This window comes from Aquimarina brevivitae (assembly GCF_004216895.1).
GTDB classification, from domain to species: domain Bacteria; phylum Bacteroidota; class Bacteroidia; order Flavobacteriales; family Flavobacteriaceae; genus Aquimarina; species Aquimarina brevivitae.
The window spans coordinates 617,332-635,316 of record NZ_SGXE01000002.1 but is presented as its reverse complement, the minus strand read 5'-3'; the positions used below and the strand labels follow the sequence as shown (position 1 = coordinate 635,316).

The window sequence follows — 17,985 nt, the reverse complement described above, 5'->3', positions numbered from 1 at the left end:
TTATTTTTTTGAATTAACCTTTTATCCCTTCTAAATCTAATAAAAACGCATATTCTTCTGCCACCTCTTTAAGCGCATCAAACCTGCCGGATGCTCCACCGTGACCTGCATCCATATTGGTATGAAATAATAATAGATTAGTATCAGTCTTAAGCTCTCTAAGCTTAGCTACCCATTTAGCCGGTTCCCAATATTGCACTTGAGAGTCGTGATAACCCGTAGTGATCAGTATATTGGGATATTGCTGTGGTTTGACCTGATCATATGGAGAGTACTGTTTCATATAAAAATAATACTCGCTTTCGTTTGGATTTCCCCATTCATCATACTCCCCAGTAGTCAGTGGTATGCTTTCATCGAGCATGGTAGTAACCACATCCACAAAAGGAACAGCTGCTACTACTCCATTATAAAGTTCTGGTGCCATATTCATAACCGCACCCATCAGCAACCCTCCTGCAGATCCACCCATTGCATATAGATGTTGGTTAGAGGTATATTTTTCCGCTATCAAATACTTAGAGCAGTCAATAAAATCGGTAAATGTGTTCATTTTTTGCAAAAGTTTACCTTGCTCATACCATTCCCTACCTAAATATTCGCTACCTCTTATGTGCGCTATAGCGTAAATAAAACCTCGATCTAGTAGACTGAGTCTAACCGAGGAAAAATAAGGATCAATGGTGGACCCATATGAACCATACCCGTATTGTAGTAAAGGATTAGTGCCATCTCGTTGCAAATCTTTGCGATATACTAATGAGATTGGAATTTTTGTACCATCCTTGGCGGTTGCCCAAACGCGCTCTGAATGATAATTATCCTTTGAAAAATTAGGATCCAACACCTCTTGTTCTTTTTTGACCTCTTTCTGCTTGGTCTTCATATCAAAGTCAATCACAGAGTTTGGTGTAATCAAAGAATTATAAGAATACCTTAAGATTGTAGTATCAAACTCCGGATTGGTGCTGACATAAGCAGTGTAGGTTTCATTATCAAAGGGTAAATAATAATCCTCTGTACCATCCCAACGTTTAATATTAATTTTGTTCAGTCCATTATTTCGCTCACTTATCACCAGGTATTCCTTAAAAATATCCACGTCCTCAATCAGCGTATCCTCGCGATGCGGTATTAAATCTTTCCAGTAAGAAGATTCGGTATGCGCTTCTGGTGTCTCCATTAACTTAAAGTTGGTAGCGCCATCGATATTTGTGAGGATAAAAAAACGTGTATCGTAGTGCGCAATACCATATTCAACACCACGTATGCGCTCTTGAAAAACTCTAAAATCTCCTTTAGGATTATCCGCTTCCAGAATTCTATACTCCGAGGTAAGCGTACTCATTGAACCAATAACGATGTACTTTTCTGATTTTGTTTTATAGACAAAAACATTGAAGGTATCGTCCTCTTCTTTATATATTTCCACATCAGTTGTTGATGGAGTTCCTAATTGATGTCTAAATACTGTATCCGATCTTAAGGTTTCTTCATCTTTTCGGGTGTAGAATAAGGTTTTACTGTCTGAAGCCCAAGTACAACCACCTGTGGTGTTCTCGATAGTTTCAGGGTAGATTTCACCGGTTTCCAGGTTCTTGATACGTATCGTATAATTTCTTCTACTGACCGTGTCTATACCATAGGCGACGAGTTTATTATCAGGGCTTACACTTATACCCGCCATTTTAAAATATTCAAAACCCTTGGCCTCTACGTTACAATCAAACATAATCTCTTCTGCCGTAACTAGCGTTTCTTTTTTTCTAGAATAAATGGGATAGTTTTTACCTACTTCATAACGCGTTATATACCAATAACCATTTTTCTTGTAAGGAACAGAGGAATCATCCTCTTTTATTCTACCCTTCATTTCCTGGAACAAATTTTCTTGCAACACTTTGGTATGCTCAGTCATCTGCTCGTTATAGGCATTTTCTTCTTGCAAATACTTCAAAACCTCTTCACTGTCTCGCTCCTTTAACCAAAAATAAGGATCCACACGTACATCTGCGTGCTTTATTAATTCAACTGGTTTTTTTGCCGCCACCGGGGCTTTTAGTTTTGCTTTTGAACTCATAATTATTAATTACCTAGAAAAGTGCAAAAATAGGATTTACAATACTATTAAAAAGAATGCTTTTAATTTTTATTTAAGGAATTCATAAGCTCCAAAAGTTTATTTTTGTGCTATAACTCAAAAATAAAATAATATGTTTGGAGATATGATGGGAATGATGGGTAAATTAAAAGAAGCCCAGCAAAAAGTTGAAGAAACCAAAAAAAGATTAGATACGGTTTTGATAGACGAATCTAGTCCAGAAGAATTGGTCAAGGTTACCGTTACAGCCAATCGCGACATCAAAAAAATCGAAGTTGATGACGCTTTATTAGATGATAAAGAACAATTAGAAGATTACTTAATCCTTACCTTAAATAAAGCGATTCAAAAAGCAACTGCTATAAATGAAAAAGAATTAGCTGCAGCAGCAAAGGATGGAATGCCCAATATACCCGGCATGGATCTTTTTAAATAAGCTACCCCACTACGCATAAGTAGATTACCTTAAAAATTAGAAGCTAGCATTTTAAATGTTTGTTTTTATAGGATTAATTCAATAATTTAACACTTTAATTTTAACTTAAACACTACACTATGTTTGAACTCAAAAACAAGGAAGGGGCTAATTATCATTTTGTATTAAAGGCTAAAAATGGCCAGGTAATTCTAAGCAGCGAGGTATACAACAGTAAAGCAGCTGCAGAAAATGGTATAGCATCTGTAAAGAAAAATGCTGGAGAAGATGCTAGATACGAGCGCAAGACTGCTAAAAACGGAAAATTTTTCTTCAACCTTAAGGCAACCAATGGTCAGGTAATTGGAAGTAGCCAAATGTACGCCTCAGAGTCAGGTATGGAGAATGGTATCAAATCTGTAAAAGAGAATGCTCCTGATGCAGAAATGAAAGAAGCATAATTTTTAAGTGTTGCCAATAAAATTCAAAAAAAGATAAGCTGGGAAAATTAACTCCCAGCTTATTTTATTTTAATACACTATGTACAGGATAATTTTGTAATAATTGCAGAAAACGCTCGTGCATCTCGTATGTATAGTCATAATGGGTTACTAAACGTAGCTTTCCTTGCCCCATACTATAAAAGTGAACATTGTTTTCTTCCATATCCTTTAGAAATAATTGTTCATCAATATTGACATTAAAAATGATGATATTCGTTTCTATAGGTTCTACCTTAGTAACAAAATCCAAGGTTTTTAAAAGTGCACCTATTTCTTTTGCTTTTTTATGATCTTCTGTAAGACGGGATATATGATTTTCGACAGCATACAGTCCTGCGCCAGCCATAAAACCTATTTGTCGCATACCACCTCCCAATACTTTACGTACTCGTATAGCTTTATCCATAAAACGCTGCTTGCCTAATAGTACAGAACCCATAGGAGATCCCAGTCCTTTACTTAGGCATACGGAAATGGTATCAAAAATTTCACCGTACTGTTTTGGATCTTCATTTTTAGCTACCAAGGCATTCCATAACCTAGCTCCATCAAGATGAAGGCCCAGGTTATGTTTTTTACAAACCAAATGTATTTTTATAATCTCCTCTACATCATAACAGGCTCCTCCACCTTTATTGGTTGTATTTTCTAAACATACCAAAGAGGTTAACGGACTGTGATAAAAGTCTGGTGGGTTTATCGCTTCTTCTACTTGAGAGGCAGTTACCATTCCTCGGTTACCATCTAATAATTTACACGAAACCCCGCTATTGAAAGATACTCCACCACCTTCATAATTATACACGTGTGCATATTTATCTGCTATCAACTGCTCTCCTGGCTGTGTGTGTAGTTTTATGGCAGCTTGATTGGCCATACTACCCGTAGGAAAAAATAAGGCGGCATCCATACCAAACATGCCCGCTAGTTTTTCTTCTAGCTTGTTTACCGTAGGGTCTTCCTTATATACATCATCTCCAACTTCAGCTTTTGTAATTGCTTCCATCATGGCAGCGGTAGGCTTAGTTACCGTATCACTTCTTAAATCTATTCTCATTATATTTCTATACTTCTATTAAAATTAATTTTTGAAACAACCCAATTCAGAGCCAATTGGTGAACCATCTGGAATTTCTGGAGATGGCGTTGGTTTGTATTTCGAAGGAGCCTTCAAATAATTTTCAATTTCCTGAATTAAATACGCATTAAAAGTATCAATTTCTCCTTTTTTACCTGTACCCGAAGCTAACAATTTCCTAATTTCTTTAATACTATTTAAGCACACCGCTTTTACTTGAGGATAGGCGTCGCTAGCATGAAGTTTAAAGAGATGCTGTAGCGTATTCTTCTTTACCATATTATTAACTTCATTTTCATAGGTGTCTTTAAACGTTTTTTCAAATACCTGAGCGATAAGCTGGTTGATAACCTCCTCCAATCCTAATTGCTTGGTATCCAGACTGTGCTGTTGAACTAATCTTGAAGCACGTTCTGGGTGTAGTAGCAAGTCTAGGGTCATATCCGAAGCAGTGGCTGCAGCGCTTAACGCATCAAAGCCTACTCCGGTTTTACCCTTAAAGGATTCGCGTGTTCGTGGATAACCGTAGGCTCTTGGCGAAAAAAGCGGTAGTTTGTCTTCAGGTATTTTCAAATATTCAGGAAGCAGGGTTTTTAAGACTGCCGCAAGGGCTTCGGTTTGCTTGGTCACCTCAGTCGGCTTTACGATAAGTTGATTATCCCCTTTAACTGCATAATTATATGTTAAACCACCTATCAATTTTACCGCTGCTTCAGTTTGATACCGGTGAAAGAAATATAACGGCACAAAAACATCTTCTAAAACTGCATAAGGTTCGCCGGATCTAATATTATCAGCAGAAAAATTTTGCATAGCAACTCCTCTTACTTCCAAAACCTCATTTAACTGCTGTACAGCACTTTTTCCGTTATCCCAAAGATGTGCTAACTCATGAGCGCCTCCTTTAGGACGTGCATCCTGATCGGAAATGAATCGCAACCCAGATTGATAGGCACTATCTAATAGCCTGTTGAGTTGTTCTTTTTCTTCTTTTTGATTGTTAAATGATTTATAACTATAGGCTACTGATACTTTATCCCACCCTCCTATATTAGTGTCATAAGCATTCTCCAAACTTATGGTTCCATCCTTTAACGTTACTTGTGGATGCGGATAATCCATTACGGATGCTCTGCTATTAGTACTTGCTGCAAAATTATGGGCAAAGCCTAGGGTATGACCAATCTCGTGCGCTGAGAGCTGTCTAATTCTGGCTAAAGCCATATCCAACATCGGTTGATGATTGTCATCACTATCTTTATACGGTGCATTTAGTAATGCCTGAGCAATTAAGAAATCCTGACGGATTCGTAAACTCCCCAAGCTAACGTGTCCTTTTAGAATCTCTCCTGTTCTAGGATCTACTACACTAGCTCCATAACTCCATCCTCTTGTAGAGCGATGCACCCATTGGATCATATTGTAACGCAAATCCATTGGATCAGCACCTTCGGGTAACATTTTAACCTGAAAAGCATTACTATAGCCAATAGCCTCAAACGCCTGGTTCCACCATCGCCCACCTTCTAATAATGCTGATCGTACAGGCTCAGGCGTACCCCTATCCAAATAATAAATAATAGGTTCTTTAGCTTCACTGACTGGCAGCTCAGGATTTTTCTTTTCCAGGCGATGTCTAATAATAAATCGTTTTACAATGGGTTCAAAAACCGGAGTGGAATAATCCATATAGGACATGGCTATCGCGCCAGACCTGGGATCAAAACTTCGCTTTTGATAGTTATCGTCCGGCAGTTCTACAAAAGAGTGATGTTGAGTAACAGATACAAAGCTATGATCCGGACTAACCGATTTAAGCTCACTCCCCTTAGCCTCGCCTTTAAAAGTGATAAGTGCTTCAAATTCTACATTTTTTGGAAAAGCCTTTGTACGCTCTAGTTGCAGAGCGCTTCGGGAGTCATCTACCGAAAAACTACCTTGCTTTAAGGCTTTTAGCCGTTGCGCTACGCCGTGTGCATCTAATTTTAAAAAAGGTGTGAGATTAATAATATAGGATTCTTCCTTGGTTTCTTTAATCGTAAATCCATATAAAACAGAGGTCGCAAAGGCTTGTGCTACACTTTGCTGCTCTTCTTCATTATCGGTAATGGCACGATAACTTAAATTAGGTTGAATTAATAGTAGCTTATTGCCTCTTTTGATAAATTTAACCACTACCCCATCCCCAATTTGTCCACGATCTAAACCGATATCGTTTGATCCTACTCCTGAAGTGAGGGAATGTACATATAAAAATTCGGTGTTTAATTTATCAACTTTTAGATAGATTTCATCTTTCGCTTCATTATAATAAAAATCAAAATAGCCCGTAAACGACTGTAAGTCTTTTTGTTCGGACAAGAATTGAGCATAACTGGTAGTCAAAGTAAAAAGCCCGATGAGTAGTGAAAATATGCGGTGTTTCATAAGTTGTGCTAAGATTACGTTTTAAAACTATAAAAAAACTTAAAAATATTTTCTTCTGAACTGTTAAATCCTATTTTTGTTCTTAAATTAACAGTATGATCAATACGGAGACAATACAAGATCTCAGAAAGCGCCTGGTTGCGTTAAGGAGGTATCTTTGACATCGATAACAAGCTTATCGAAATTGCTAACGAAGAAGAAAAAACCTTTGCTCCTAACTTTTGGGACAATCCACAAGAAGCTGAAAAATTAATGCGCGCACTAAACGCGCAAAAAAAATGGGTTACCGATTATAAACAAAGTGAAACCTTAGTTGACGACTTGGAGGTATTATACGAGTTTTATAAAGAAGGAGACACCTCTGAGGCGGAAGTACAAAAGAAACATGAGGAAGCTCTAACACTTATTGAAGAGTTAGAGTTTAAAAATATGCTTAGCGAAGAGGGAGACGCTATGAGCGCTGTACTTCAAATTACTGCTGGTGCTGGTGGAACCGAAAGCTGTGATTGGGCCAGTATGCTAATGCGTATGTATTTGATGTGGGCCGAAAAGAAAGGGTTTAAAGTTAAAGAATTGAACTATCAAGAAGGTGATGTAGCCGGTATCAAAACCGTGACTCTTGAAATAGACGGCGAATATGCCTTTGGATGGCTTAAAGGCGAAAACGGAGTGCATCGACTGGTGCGTATTTCTCCATTTGATAGTAATGCCAAGCGGCACACTTCATTCGCTTCCATCTATGTTTATCCCTTAGCCGATGATAGTATTGAAATCGACATTAATCCTTCAGATTATGAAATCATCACCTCAAGATCTAGTGGTGCTGGAGGACAAAATGTAAATAAAGTAGAAACCAAGGTTCAACTGACCCACTTCCCTACTGGGATCCAAATATCCTGTTCAGACTCCAGGTCACAACACGATAACAGAGAAAAAGCCTTACAAATGCTGAAGTCACAGCTTTTTGAGCTGGAGTTAAAAAAACAACAAGCGCAACGCGATGAGATTGAGGCGGCTAAAATGAAAATTGAATGGGGCTCTCAAATTCGAAACTATGTAATGCATCCTTATAAACTGGTTAAAGATGTAAGAACAGGAGAAGAAACTGGTAACGTAGATGCAGTTATGGACGGAGCAATAGATAAATTTTTAAAGGCCTATCTGATGATGATGGGTCAACAAACAGAAACAGAATAAACATGGTAACTATATATCATAATCCCAGATGCAAAAAATCAAGAGAAACTTTAACAATTCTTGAAGAAAAAAATGAAGATATTGAAATCATCAAATACCTTGATACTCCGCCAAATGAAAAAGAGTTGTTAAAATTAATTGAACTCTTAGGCATTAAACCTTTAGAACTCATTAGGAAAAATGAAACCATTTGGAAAGAGAACTACAAGGGCAAAAACCTCTCGGATGATCAGGTAATCAAAGCGATGGTAGCACATCCTAAACTTATGGAAAGACCCATAGTTGTTAAAAACAACAAAGCTGTGATCGGTAGACCCCCTGAAAATGTGACGAGTATTCTCTGAACAAGTGTTAACAAAACTAGAGTTTTTGTTATTTAACAGCGCTTTAACCGCTATCAACAGCTAGTTACCTTATTTTTCCCGAGTTAATTGGAAGCCCAAATTTATGAGAACAAAAGGTCTAGTTTTTTTATTTAGTTTTTTATGTATTGCATTAGTACACGCACAGAAAGAATATACTGTTTCTGGTAAAGTAATTGACCAGGATACCAAAGAGCCCTTAGAATATGCTACTGTAGCATTTAAAGATAGTAAAAGTAAACAAGTTATTACCGGAGGGATAACCGATGGTAAGGGTGCCTTCAACATTAAAATCAACGAAGGAACTTATGATATTTCAATCGAGTTTATTTCTTTCAAAACTGAAACCTTACCAAACCGTTCCATTTCCAAAAACACCAATCTAGGAACGATTTCCTTAGCACTTAATATGGAATCCTTAGATGATGTAGTCATTGTGGCTGAAACGACCACGGTTGACGTTCGATTGGATAAGAAAATCTATAATATAGGTAAAGACCTCACTACCAGTGGAGGTACTGTAAGTGACGCGCTAAACAACGTTCCTTCCGTATCAGTGGATATTGAAGGTGGTATCAGTTTGCGAGGAAACGAAAATGTACGAATACTCATTAATGGTAGACCATCCGCCCTTGCCGGATTCGGTTCCACAGATGTCTTAGGACAGTTACCTGCAGAGGCTATTGAGCGCGTGGAAGTGATTACCTCACCTTCAGCGAGATATGATGCAGAAGGTACTGCAGGGATTTTAAATATCATTTTACGAAAGGAAAAAACTTTAGGCTTTAATGGTTCTGTAAATGTAAATGTGGGACATCCTACCAGCTCCAATGTTACAGCCAACGTTAACTTACGAACCGATAAGTATAATATATTTAATACTACAGGGTACCGCTACAGAGAAAGTCCAGGAAATGGATTCTTTGACACCCGTTTTTTTGATGAACGTCAAGATGCATTTTTAGATAGCGTACCTTATAATCGTAATATTGAGCGACGAGAATATGATCGACAAGATAAAGGATTTAATACAAATCTGGGTATCGAGTATTACATCACAGAACAATCATCAATTACCGGAGCCGTTTTTTATCGAAACGGAAGAGACGAGGATCTAACCACTAACCTTAATGACTATATTCTTAATGACAATCCTCAAATCGGTACAGAACGAAAAGAGTTGGAAATCGAAAAAGATGAAAGCTACCAGGTCTCCTTTAATTATATTAATAAATTTAATGACTCTGGGCACCAACTAACTGCGGATTTACAGTATGATGTAGATAATGAAGAGCAAAAAGCCTTTATTTCAGAACCCGTACGTTATAATAATACGAGCACAGCCGAAATTAATATCCCTAGAGAAGAGACGAATACTACAGAGAAACAAAAAGAGTTTTTATTACAAGCAGATTATGTACTTCCTATTGGTGAAGATTCACAGTTTGAAGCTGGGTATCGCGGTAATATAGAAAATGAAGTTACCGATTATGTCCTTCGCCAAGAAGATAGCCAGGGTAATCTAGTCATCAATGAAAATCAAACCAACATATTTGATTATACCGAAAATGTACAGGCAGTATATACGCAATACGGCACCAAATTTGGAAGTTTCAATTTCTTACTAGGATTGCGTTTAGAAAATACCAATCTTAAAGGTGAAATTACCTCCTTATTAACGGAAGAAGAGCTTCAGGAAGAGTTTTCATTTCCTATAGACACGGATTTTGATAACAACTATTTAGGCCTTTTCCCAACCGTTAATATCATTTACGAATTAGGTGAAGAAGAAAATATTACTTTAGGATATAATCGAAGAGTTAATAGACCCAGAGGTTGGTTTATTAATCCATTTCCTTCGCGAAGCAGTAGAACCAATATTTTTCAGGGTAACCCTAACTTAAGACCAGCATTCTCTAATGCTTTTGATTTAGGATACCTAAAACGTTGGGATAAGTTGACCTTAACCGCTTCTATTTATTACCAAAGAGAAACCGATGCTTTTCAACGAGTACGCGAAGAAGTTACGATTACTGGGCCAAGTGGCTCACCTGTAGAGGTAGTGCGTAGTATACCATTTAATCTAGCGACTAACGAACGTAGTGGAGGAGAATTTGGATTTTTATACAATCCGGCCAAATGGTTACGTCTTAATGGTAGTGTCAACTTCTTCCAGTTTAAATTAGATGGTTCCTTCAACGGACAGGACTACGGGCAAGAAAATAGCAGCTGGTTTGCGAGATTAAGCTCTAAAGTAACCTTGCCAGGTAAAGTAGATTGGCAAACCAATGCCTTTTACCGCGGGGCGTCTGATGAGATACAAGGTAGACAAGATGGAATTCTATCTATTAATCTCGCCTTTAGTAAAGATGTACTCAAAGATAATGGGACCATATCCTTTAACGTAAGTGATTTATTAAACAGCAGAAGAAGAGATAGCTTTACCACTACAGAATTCTTTGAACAGGTTAGTGAGTTTCAGTGGAGGGTACGTAGTTTTAATCTAGGTTTTGTATACCGTTTTAACGAAAAGAAAAAACGTCAACGATCACAGAATGATTATGGTGGAGATGACGACTTTGAGGGATAATGAAATATTAATTCATTGTAAAGCATAAAAAAAGGAGAAACATTCTGTTTCTCCTTTTTTAGTATACTTATATCTAAATTATGCCTCTTCTGCAGCTTTGCGCTTAGCTTCTCTTCTTAATTTGAAGTTTTCAATATTCGCTCCTATAATCCAATACGGAATAACGAAGGTTAATAAAAAAATCATTAACCAAAATCCTATAGTAAGAATGGTTAAAAACGCTAAGAATCCTAAATACTGATCAAATTCGAACATAACGAGTGTCTATTTTCAATTTTTTGCCAAAGATAATAACTCTGTGGGATAAGTTGCAACAGTTCGACATATATTTTTTAACGCTATGCAGCTGTCGTCCTAATTTTGTTAAAAAAATAGCATCCAATTTCTTAAAAAGGGTGTCAAATGCTTAAATTTGCGCACGTAAGAATATAATATAAATCATCATCATAATGGAATATAGAATCGAAAAAGATACTATGGGCGAGGTTAAAGTACCTGCTGATAAATTATGGGGCGCACAAACCGAGCGTTCTCGAAATAATTTTAAAATAGGGCCTGCAGCTTCTATGCCTTTAGAAATTGTGTATGGGTTTGCATACCTAAAAAAAGCAGCTGCCTACACCAATTGTGAGTTAGGTGCCTTATCTAAAGAAAAAAGAGATCTTATCGGAGCGGTGTGCGACGAAATTCTAGAGGGTAAACACGATGACCAATTTCCATTAGTAATTTGGCAAACTGGATCCGGTACGCAGAGCAATATGAATGTGAATGAGGTGATCGCTAATCGTGCCCATCAGTTAGCCGGTAAAACCATTGGCGAAGGCGATAAAACCTTAGCGCCTAATGATGATGTTAACAAATCACAATCCTCTAATGACACCTTCCCTACTGGGATGCATATCGCTGCTTATAAAAAAATAGTAGAAGTAACCATTCCCGGTGTTAAACAGTTAAGAGATACTTTAGATCAAAAAGCTACACAATACAAAGATGTGGTAAAAATTGGACGAACGCATTTTATGGATGCTACTCCCCTAACCATTGGGCAAGAGTTATCTGGGTATGTGTCTCAACTAGACCACGGTATCAAAGCTTTAGAAAATACGTTACCGCATATGGCCGAACTAGCACTAGGTGGTACCGCTGTAGGAACCGGTTTAAATACTCCAGATGGGTATGCAGATCGCGTAGCGGCTTACATTGCGGAGTTTACGAAGTTACCATTTGTCAGTGCCTTTAATAAGTTTGAGGCCTTAGCGGCACATGACGCTTTTGTAGAAACCCACGGCGCATTAAAACAGTTGGCGGTTGCCTTAAACAAGATTGGCAATGATATCCGTATGTTAGCCTCTGGACCACGTAGTGGAATCGGCGAATTAATTATTCCAGCTAATGAACCTGGTAGTTCTATTATGCCGGGTAAAGTAAATCCAACCCAATGCGAAGCCTTAACGATGGTTTGCGCGCAAGTCATAGGTAACGATGTAGCCGTAAATGTTGGAGGTATGCAAGGGCATTTTGAATTGAATGTCTTTAAACCCGTTATGGCAGCTAACGTATTACAAAGTGCCCAATTATTAGGAGACGCTTGTGTTTCTTTCGATGAGCACTGTGCACAAGGTATTGAACCAAACACTAAGCGTATACAAGAATTATTAAACAATTCGCTGATGTTGGTGACTGCCTTAAATACCAAAATCGGGTATTATAAAGCTGCTGAAATTGCCAATACAGCACATCAAAACGGAACTACATTGAAGGAAGAAGCCATTAACCTTGGCTATGTAACCGCAGAAGAATTTGAAGAGTGGGTACGACCAGAAGATATGGTTGGCTCGCTTAAACAATAAACCTATAAAACATAGTATGTATAAAACCAGATGGATTACCATCTGGTTTTTTTAATTTCTACAAGTGTCTTTGAAAAATAAAAAAACGTAGTTTATTTCGGTTATTCTAAAATTCGTAAAGTACCTTTATCCTAACTAAGAGGAGTTCATTTCCTATGCTTATTAGTTAAAACTCACAAAAACAGCATTCACTATGATCCAATTTTTTTATACAAAGCGCGCTCCCTTAAGAAGTTTAGTAATCACTCTGATTATTTGCTTCGGTAAGTTTGCATCGACTAATGCACAACAGACCCTTTCGGCTAGCTTAGTTCACGACGGAATAACCCGGTCATATATTTTATATGTACCCGAATTATATACTGATGACACTCCTGCTCCACTGGTATTTAATTTTCACGGATATACCTCGAACGCTAATGATCAAATGAATTATGGCGACTTTAGACCCCTTGCAGATACCAATGGTTTTATAATCGTACATCCTATGGGGACAGTTGATAATAACGGTAACACTCATTTTAATGTGGGCTGGGGAACCAGTACCGTAGACGATGTTGGATTTACTGAAGCCCTGATTGATGAAATTTCTTCAAATTATACGATTGATGCCTCACGGATTTATAGCACAGGAATGTCTAATGGAGGATTTATGAGTTATAAACTAGCGTGCGAGCTTAGCAATCGTTTTGCAGCAATAGCCTCAGTGACGGGGACGATGAATAAAAATCAAACTAATTCCTGCAACCCAACACATCAAATGCCGGTAATGGAAATTCATGGAACATCCGATCCTACAGTGCCCTATGAAGGAGCAAACTGGATTGAATCAACACCGAGCGTGCTAAGCTTCTGGGCCAATTTTAATAATTGTCACCCAGATCCTGAGATAACTGATATAGAAGATAGTAACACTTCGGATGGCTCTACTGTAGAATATCAATTGTATACCAACGGGGATAATGGAGCGACTGTTGCACATTACAAAATTATCAATGGAGGTCATAAATGGCCCGGAACTTCCTATAATAGTCCGGGTACCAATTATGATATTGACGCTTCTGCCCTAATTTGGAACTTTTTCTCAAAATATGACATCAACGGCTTAATCTCCACCCTATCCGTGACTGATTTTGAAGAAAATAATACAGTAACTAAGATCTATCCTAATCCAGTACATGCTACACTAACGGTTACGCTTAAAAACACAGCCCCAGTATCCTATACAATAAGTTCGCTTGATGGAAAACTACTTTCTCAAGGATCTGTATCCATACAAGACAATAAAATAAACTGTTCAACGCTGACGGCAGACGCCGTGTATGTATTAACCATCGGAAATACAACGGTAAAAATTAAGAAAACATAGTACATTTATCATAAAAGTTCATTATTAAAAAAACCGTATCAGTTACCTGATACGGTTTTTCATTCTCACTTAACTTATAACTAATTATTTCCCCAAATAATTATGCTGTTGAAAAGATTGTAGTACTACTTGACTATCTATGGATAGCGTGACTACTCGCTTTTGGCAATTCCTTGATAAACTCTAAAATAAAACGGAAGTTAATGTGTAAGATGTTCATAATGCTGTATGTGTAAAAATGATTAATAGTATGTTTTTTAAAATGTTATAGTACAAATATAGCTCAGAAAAGAAGGCATCGCAATGGGGGAAAACCCCCTTTTTGAACCAGTAAAGTACCCTAAAGTAGCCTCATTCATTTTTTTTATCCGGTTTGCATCCTAATTTGACCGTTTACATTACCTTCTGTCCTACTCACCAAAAAAACGAATTAACTAAAAGAGCGCTATTACCATTGGAATAAACTACGAGCTAACACAAAAACAAAATGCACATCGTTATGATGTGCATTCTTTCCCTGACTTGATTTTTGTTTTTCCCTGGTTGGTTAGTATGTTTTAGTCCCCTACTATCTGTGTATGGCGTGACTACAAGCTCCTGGTAATTCTTTAATAAAGGCTAAAATAGAACGGAAATTAATGGCTAAAATATTCATAATGCTAAGTGTAAAAATGGTTTATAGTATGTTTTTTTAAAATGTTATGGTACAAATGTACTGGAGAAACCAAAGCACGGCAATGGGGAAAAACACCTATTTTACAACCTGCATCTCCCCCTACTGAATCCTAGCGCACAGTAAAACAATAGATTAGAACGCCCTACTATTGTATTATTACTAGATATTTATTTACTTTGTATTTCAAAGTACTTAAATAAACAGATTATGAAACCACAACCTAAACGACTCTTACTATTGATCAGTGGCGTTGCGCTACTGCTATTGATTCCTTTTATTACCATGAACTTTAGTGACACGGTAGATTGGAAGTTGAGCGATTTTATCATTATGGGCACCTTATTACTCAGCACTGCCCTGGGTATTGAGCTCATTTTACGAAAGATTACCCAACCCGTACCACGCTTAGTACTCATTTTAGGAACCCTCCTACTCCTTTTGGTACTTTGGGCAGAATTGGCAGTAGGTGTGTTTGGAACTCCTTTTGCGGGTAGTTAATGATGATTGTAAATTATTCGTTTATTAAACGTTTATTAAACGTTTAATGCAACGGCTACATCAGCGTAATCCTACATAATTTATAGTAAATAACCTTTACCAACAGGACCAATGCAATAGCTAACAAGAGTAAGAAGATAGTGCCGTGTTAGCGTTTTGATATAAATTATACACTACGATTATATAACCCGTTTCATAGCGCAGCTTTATTTTGAAAAATTCATTTAGTTTTGTAATTAATATATAATGGAGATAAACACACCGGTGTGTTTATTCCTACGTTGGCAGCAAGCTAAAAAATGAACCGAATAGTAAAATATGGACTGATAAGCATTTCAATTTTGATAATTGGATTGTTTGTCATTTACGGAATATTCATAAGCACATTTGACTTGTTCGGAGAACCTGAAAAAGAAATTTTAAAAACAGACTGTGACTATGAAGGTCTAAGACAAGCGACAACTTTTGAATATGGCGGAAATGCTGTGACAATTCCTGCTATAATAGTTTCAATTGACTTGGGTTGCTCTGACAATCCAGATGACACAAAAAAGAAAATCGTATTCTCTGCTGAACACACAGGCGGAACGACTGTGGAAACAAAATGGAAATCGTTTGACACTTTAGTAGTTACATATTCGGACAAACTCGAGCCAATTACTCAGATTAACAAATTGACTTATTCGGATTCAACTTTGAACGTAACAATTGAATATGAAGAAGAATAAAAAAACAGCAGCCAATAAAAAACAGGATGGAATCATTTAATTTTTATAAGAGTATTTATGATCGAGAACTAAATCGAAGAATGGATTTAGATAAATCAATAAATATCCCAATTACTATTCTTACTTTGATCATTGGACTAAATTCAATTTATACAGATAGAGAGTTTTTCGAAGATTTTTTTTGCGAATTAGAAGTAGTGCAAGTAATGATAATTACAATTGGAATAACAATACTGATTAGTGCATTTTTTTTAATCAAGTCTTATAACAATTTATTCAAAGGTTTCGCATATAGAAACCTTGCATTAACTAAGGATATTCGAGAATTTGAAACCAAACAAATACCAGATTATAATTCTCAGGTCAGTGAAGAAGATAAACTGACTTTTGAAACAGAATTAATAGAACGTTTGATTACGGTAACCGACAATCATACAACGTTTAATGATCAAAGAAGCCTTGATTTATATAGAGCCAAAACTTTCTTAATAGTATCTTTGATTTTAACAGGAATTCAATTAGTAATAGTAACATTCAAATAATAATAATTATGAGCAAAAAGGAAAATCCAAAGGAAGCTCCGAAAGAACCACAAAAACCGGTTCCACCAAAGTTTCCTACAGACAGAATTGAAAAAGGCGAAAAACCAACAACTCCAAAGACCAGAAAAAATTAAAGCCAGCTGCCAACATTGTATAAGCGTAATGAGGGCTTAAATGCTAAAATTGAGTGTTTTAGCTCCTAATAAACTTTACGGTGGGCGAACAGTTTATCGCTCCGAAACCCCGCACTACGCTTATACTTGACCGTTGTATGTAAGCCTAAAAAAAGAAATTGTATTTGAAAAACATTTTATATCCGAAAAGGAAAACTCTGATAATTTTTGGAGTTTTATCTATGATAATTCTGACATTCTATGTTTGGAATTATTCCTTTGCTTGGGAATTTGTATTTGGAGTAACATACTATATAGTTTTCATACTAATCGCTTTAATTATTGGAATTCTGATCTCAATATTTATTGACAAAAAGCACAAATCTAAACTCAAATATTACTTTATTATTTCTTTAATACAATTACTGATCATTTGGTTAGTATCTACTCCTATTAGAGAATGGCAAATTGAAAATTCTAAGGAAAAAGGAACTCAAATAATTGAACTGATAGACAAATACAAGTTACAAAATGGGAAATATCCAAAATCATTAGCTGAACTTGAAAAAAAGTCAAATCTTGATATTCCGGAGAGGACAAAGATCGGAACAAAGTACTTATATCAAGTTTATGAAAATGGAAATTATAGTCTAAGCTTCAAGTCTTATTATGGTTATGACCTAAATTATGATAAACTGAATAAAGAATGGTATGTAACGGACTAAAAAAGCCTACATACAACATTATATATGAAATCAGAGCAAAGTTTAGTGCTAGATCGAAAGGTCATTCCCTTTTTGCGGTGGCGCTAGATTTTTATAAATTGGACAAAAAATAAAAATGCGCAGATAAATCAATTGAATCAGGTATGCTTGCCTTGCTCCGATTCATATATTTGGCGTTATCTCTCATTTGAAAAAAATAATTAACATACTAATAGTTATCATCACCATAATTGCGGTCGGAGCTACTTTAATTTTAGTTTTCGGAGTTTCAATTATGGGGAATAAAACTGACTCTGAGTATTTTGAATTAAAAAGCGAAATCTATAATCGGACGGAAGACAGAACTATGTATTCATATAAATTAGATAAACTTGCATATGAAATGCAATATAAAGTGAAAATAATTTATACGGATTCAATTATAAAATATCATTATTATAATTTACCAGATTCAACTAGAATAACTGATGTGAAATTCTTACCAAAAACCAGTCAATTATTCTTTGGCCCATTTGAATTTAAGAAAATAAAAAATGACGTTTATTATAACGGTGTTTTTTTAAATAAAGGATTTGACTTGTATGAACTAAAAGAACCTGTTGTTGATGGAAATGGAGCTATGTTATTTAAGGAGAACTACGGTCTTTTAAATATAGACAATGCTGCTTGGGGGTACCAATATTTAATTTTTCCAAATGATTATTCTGACCAAAATTTGGAGCAGGAAATAATTGATCTATTAAAAACAAAAAACGAGCGATAACAACATATATGTGCCATAGCAGCAAAGTGATCAATCGATTGCTTTGTG

Annotated in this window: 17 protein-coding genes; 13 read left to right on the top strand and 4 right to left on the bottom strand. The window is 36.4% G+C overall.

Annotated elements, in window-relative coordinates:
• Positions 1 to 13: 13 nt before the first annotated feature.
• Positions 14 to 2,080, bottom strand: a complete 2,067-nt coding sequence (locus EV197_RS10555) for a S9 family peptidase (protein WP_130286724.1) — start codon at positions 2,078 to 2,080, stop codon at positions 14 to 16.
• A 133-nt stretch (positions 2,081 to 2,213) separates the two neighbouring features.
• Here EV197_RS10555 and EV197_RS10550 point away from each other — a divergent pair, with 133 nt between their 5' ends.
• Positions 2,214 to 2,537: a YbaB/EbfC family nucleoid-associated protein gene (locus EV197_RS10550; RefSeq protein ID WP_130286723.1), complete on the top strand. Its 324-nt coding sequence runs from the start codon at positions 2,214 to 2,216 to the stop codon at positions 2,535 to 2,537.
• A 119-nt stretch (positions 2,538 to 2,656) separates the two neighbouring features.
• The gene (locus EV197_RS10545; RefSeq protein ID WP_130286722.1) at positions 2,657 to 2,977 is read left to right on the top strand and encodes a YegP family protein; all 321 of its coding nucleotides are present in this window, start codon (positions 2,657 to 2,659) and stop codon (positions 2,975 to 2,977) included.
• Between the two features lie 64 nt (positions 2,978 to 3,041).
• On the opposite strand, the gene EV197_RS10540 is transcribed toward EV197_RS10545, so the two are convergent.
• Together EV197_RS10540 and EV197_RS10535 are read right to left on the bottom strand one after the other, a co-directional pair.
• Positions 3,042 to 4,076 (bottom strand): threonine aldolase family protein, encoded by a 1,035-nt coding sequence (locus EV197_RS10540; protein ID WP_130286721.1) that lies wholly within the window; start codon positions 4,074 to 4,076, stop codon positions 3,042 to 3,044.
• A gap of 24 nt (positions 4,077 to 4,100) precedes the next feature.
• Positions 4,101 to 6,524, bottom strand: coding sequence for a zinc-dependent metalloprotease (locus EV197_RS10535; RefSeq protein ID WP_130286720.1), 2,424 nt, complete (start codon positions 6,522 to 6,524; stop codon positions 4,101 to 4,103).
• A gap of 95 nt (positions 6,525 to 6,619) precedes the next feature.
• Here EV197_RS10535 and prfB point away from each other — a divergent pair.
• The 3 genes from prfB (at position 6,620) to EV197_RS10520 (ending at position 10,673) form a co-directional block, all read left to right on the top strand.
• Positions 6,620 to 7,721 (top strand): peptide chain release factor 2 gene (prfB, locus tag EV197_RS10530; RefSeq protein WP_130286719.1). Its coding sequence is split into 2 segments (ribosomal slippage): positions 6,620 to 6,682 and positions 6,684 to 7,721, totalling 1,101 coding nucleotides; the frame shifts between segments, so codons are not numbered across the junction.
• 2 nt (positions 7,722 to 7,723) lie between these two features.
• Positions 7,724 to 8,065 carry an arsenate reductase (glutaredoxin) gene (arsC, locus tag EV197_RS10525; protein WP_130286718.1) on the top strand — a complete coding sequence of 114 codons (342 nt, stop codon included), beginning with the start codon at positions 7,724 to 7,726 and terminating at the stop codon, positions 8,063 to 8,065.
• Between the two features lie 103 nt (positions 8,066 to 8,168).
• Positions 8,169 to 10,673 carry a TonB-dependent receptor gene (locus EV197_RS10520; RefSeq protein WP_130286717.1) on the top strand — a complete coding sequence of 835 codons (2,505 nt, stop codon included), beginning with the start codon at positions 8,169 to 8,171 and terminating at the stop codon, positions 10,671 to 10,673.
• A 78-nt stretch (positions 10,674 to 10,751) separates the two neighbouring features.
• Here EV197_RS10520 and EV197_RS17060 read toward each other — a convergent pair whose 3' ends face one another.
• The gene (locus EV197_RS17060; protein WP_165389043.1) at positions 10,752 to 10,928 is read right to left on the bottom strand and encodes a hypothetical protein; all 177 of its coding nucleotides are present in this window, start codon (positions 10,926 to 10,928) and stop codon (positions 10,752 to 10,754) included.
• 194 nt (positions 10,929 to 11,122) lie between these two features.
• On the opposite strand from EV197_RS17060, the gene fumC reads away from it, so the two are divergent.
• The 8 genes from fumC to EV197_RS10485 all read left to right on the top strand — a co-directional run bounded on the left by fumC (position 11,123) and on the right by EV197_RS10485 (position 17,937).
• Positions 11,123 to 12,523, top strand: a complete 1,401-nt coding sequence (gene fumC / locus EV197_RS10515) for a class II fumarate hydratase (protein WP_130286716.1) — start codon at positions 11,123 to 11,125, stop codon at positions 12,521 to 12,523.
• A gap of 193 nt (positions 12,524 to 12,716) precedes the next feature.
• The gene (locus EV197_RS10510) at positions 12,717 to 13,892 is read left to right on the top strand and encodes an extracellular catalytic domain type 1 short-chain-length polyhydroxyalkanoate depolymerase (RefSeq protein WP_130286715.1); all 1,176 of its coding nucleotides are present in this window, start codon (positions 12,717 to 12,719) and stop codon (positions 13,890 to 13,892) included.
• An 883-nt stretch (positions 13,893 to 14,775) separates the two neighbouring features.
• Entirely contained in the window at positions 14,776 to 15,066 is a 291-nt protein-coding gene (locus EV197_RS10505; protein ID WP_130286714.1) for a hypothetical protein, read from the top strand.
• Between the two features lie 299 nt (positions 15,067 to 15,365).
• Complete coding sequence (locus EV197_RS10500) at positions 15,366 to 15,794, top strand: hypothetical protein (protein WP_130286713.1); 429 nt, start codon at positions 15,366 to 15,368, stop codon at positions 15,792 to 15,794.
• A gap of 80 nt (positions 15,795 to 15,874) precedes the next feature.
• On the top strand, positions 15,875 to 16,336 hold the full coding sequence (locus EV197_RS10495; protein ID WP_130286712.1) for a hypothetical protein: 462 nt from the start codon (positions 15,875 to 15,877) through the stop codon (positions 16,334 to 16,336).
• Positions 16,337 to 16,344: 8 nt separating this feature from the next.
• The gene (locus EV197_RS17235; protein WP_278042817.1) at positions 16,345 to 16,470 is read left to right on the top strand and encodes a hypothetical protein; all 126 of its coding nucleotides are present in this window, start codon (positions 16,345 to 16,347) and stop codon (positions 16,468 to 16,470) included.
• A 164-nt stretch (positions 16,471 to 16,634) separates the two neighbouring features.
• A complete protein-coding gene (locus EV197_RS10490) occupies positions 16,635 to 17,174 on the top strand; it encodes a hypothetical protein (RefSeq protein WP_130286711.1) in 540 nt (179 codons plus the stop codon).
• A gap of 187 nt (positions 17,175 to 17,361) precedes the next feature.
• Positions 17,362 to 17,937, top strand: coding sequence for a hypothetical protein (locus EV197_RS10485; protein ID WP_130286710.1), 576 nt, complete (start codon positions 17,362 to 17,364; stop codon positions 17,935 to 17,937).
• The last annotated feature ends 48 nt before the right edge of the window (positions 17,938 to 17,985 follow it).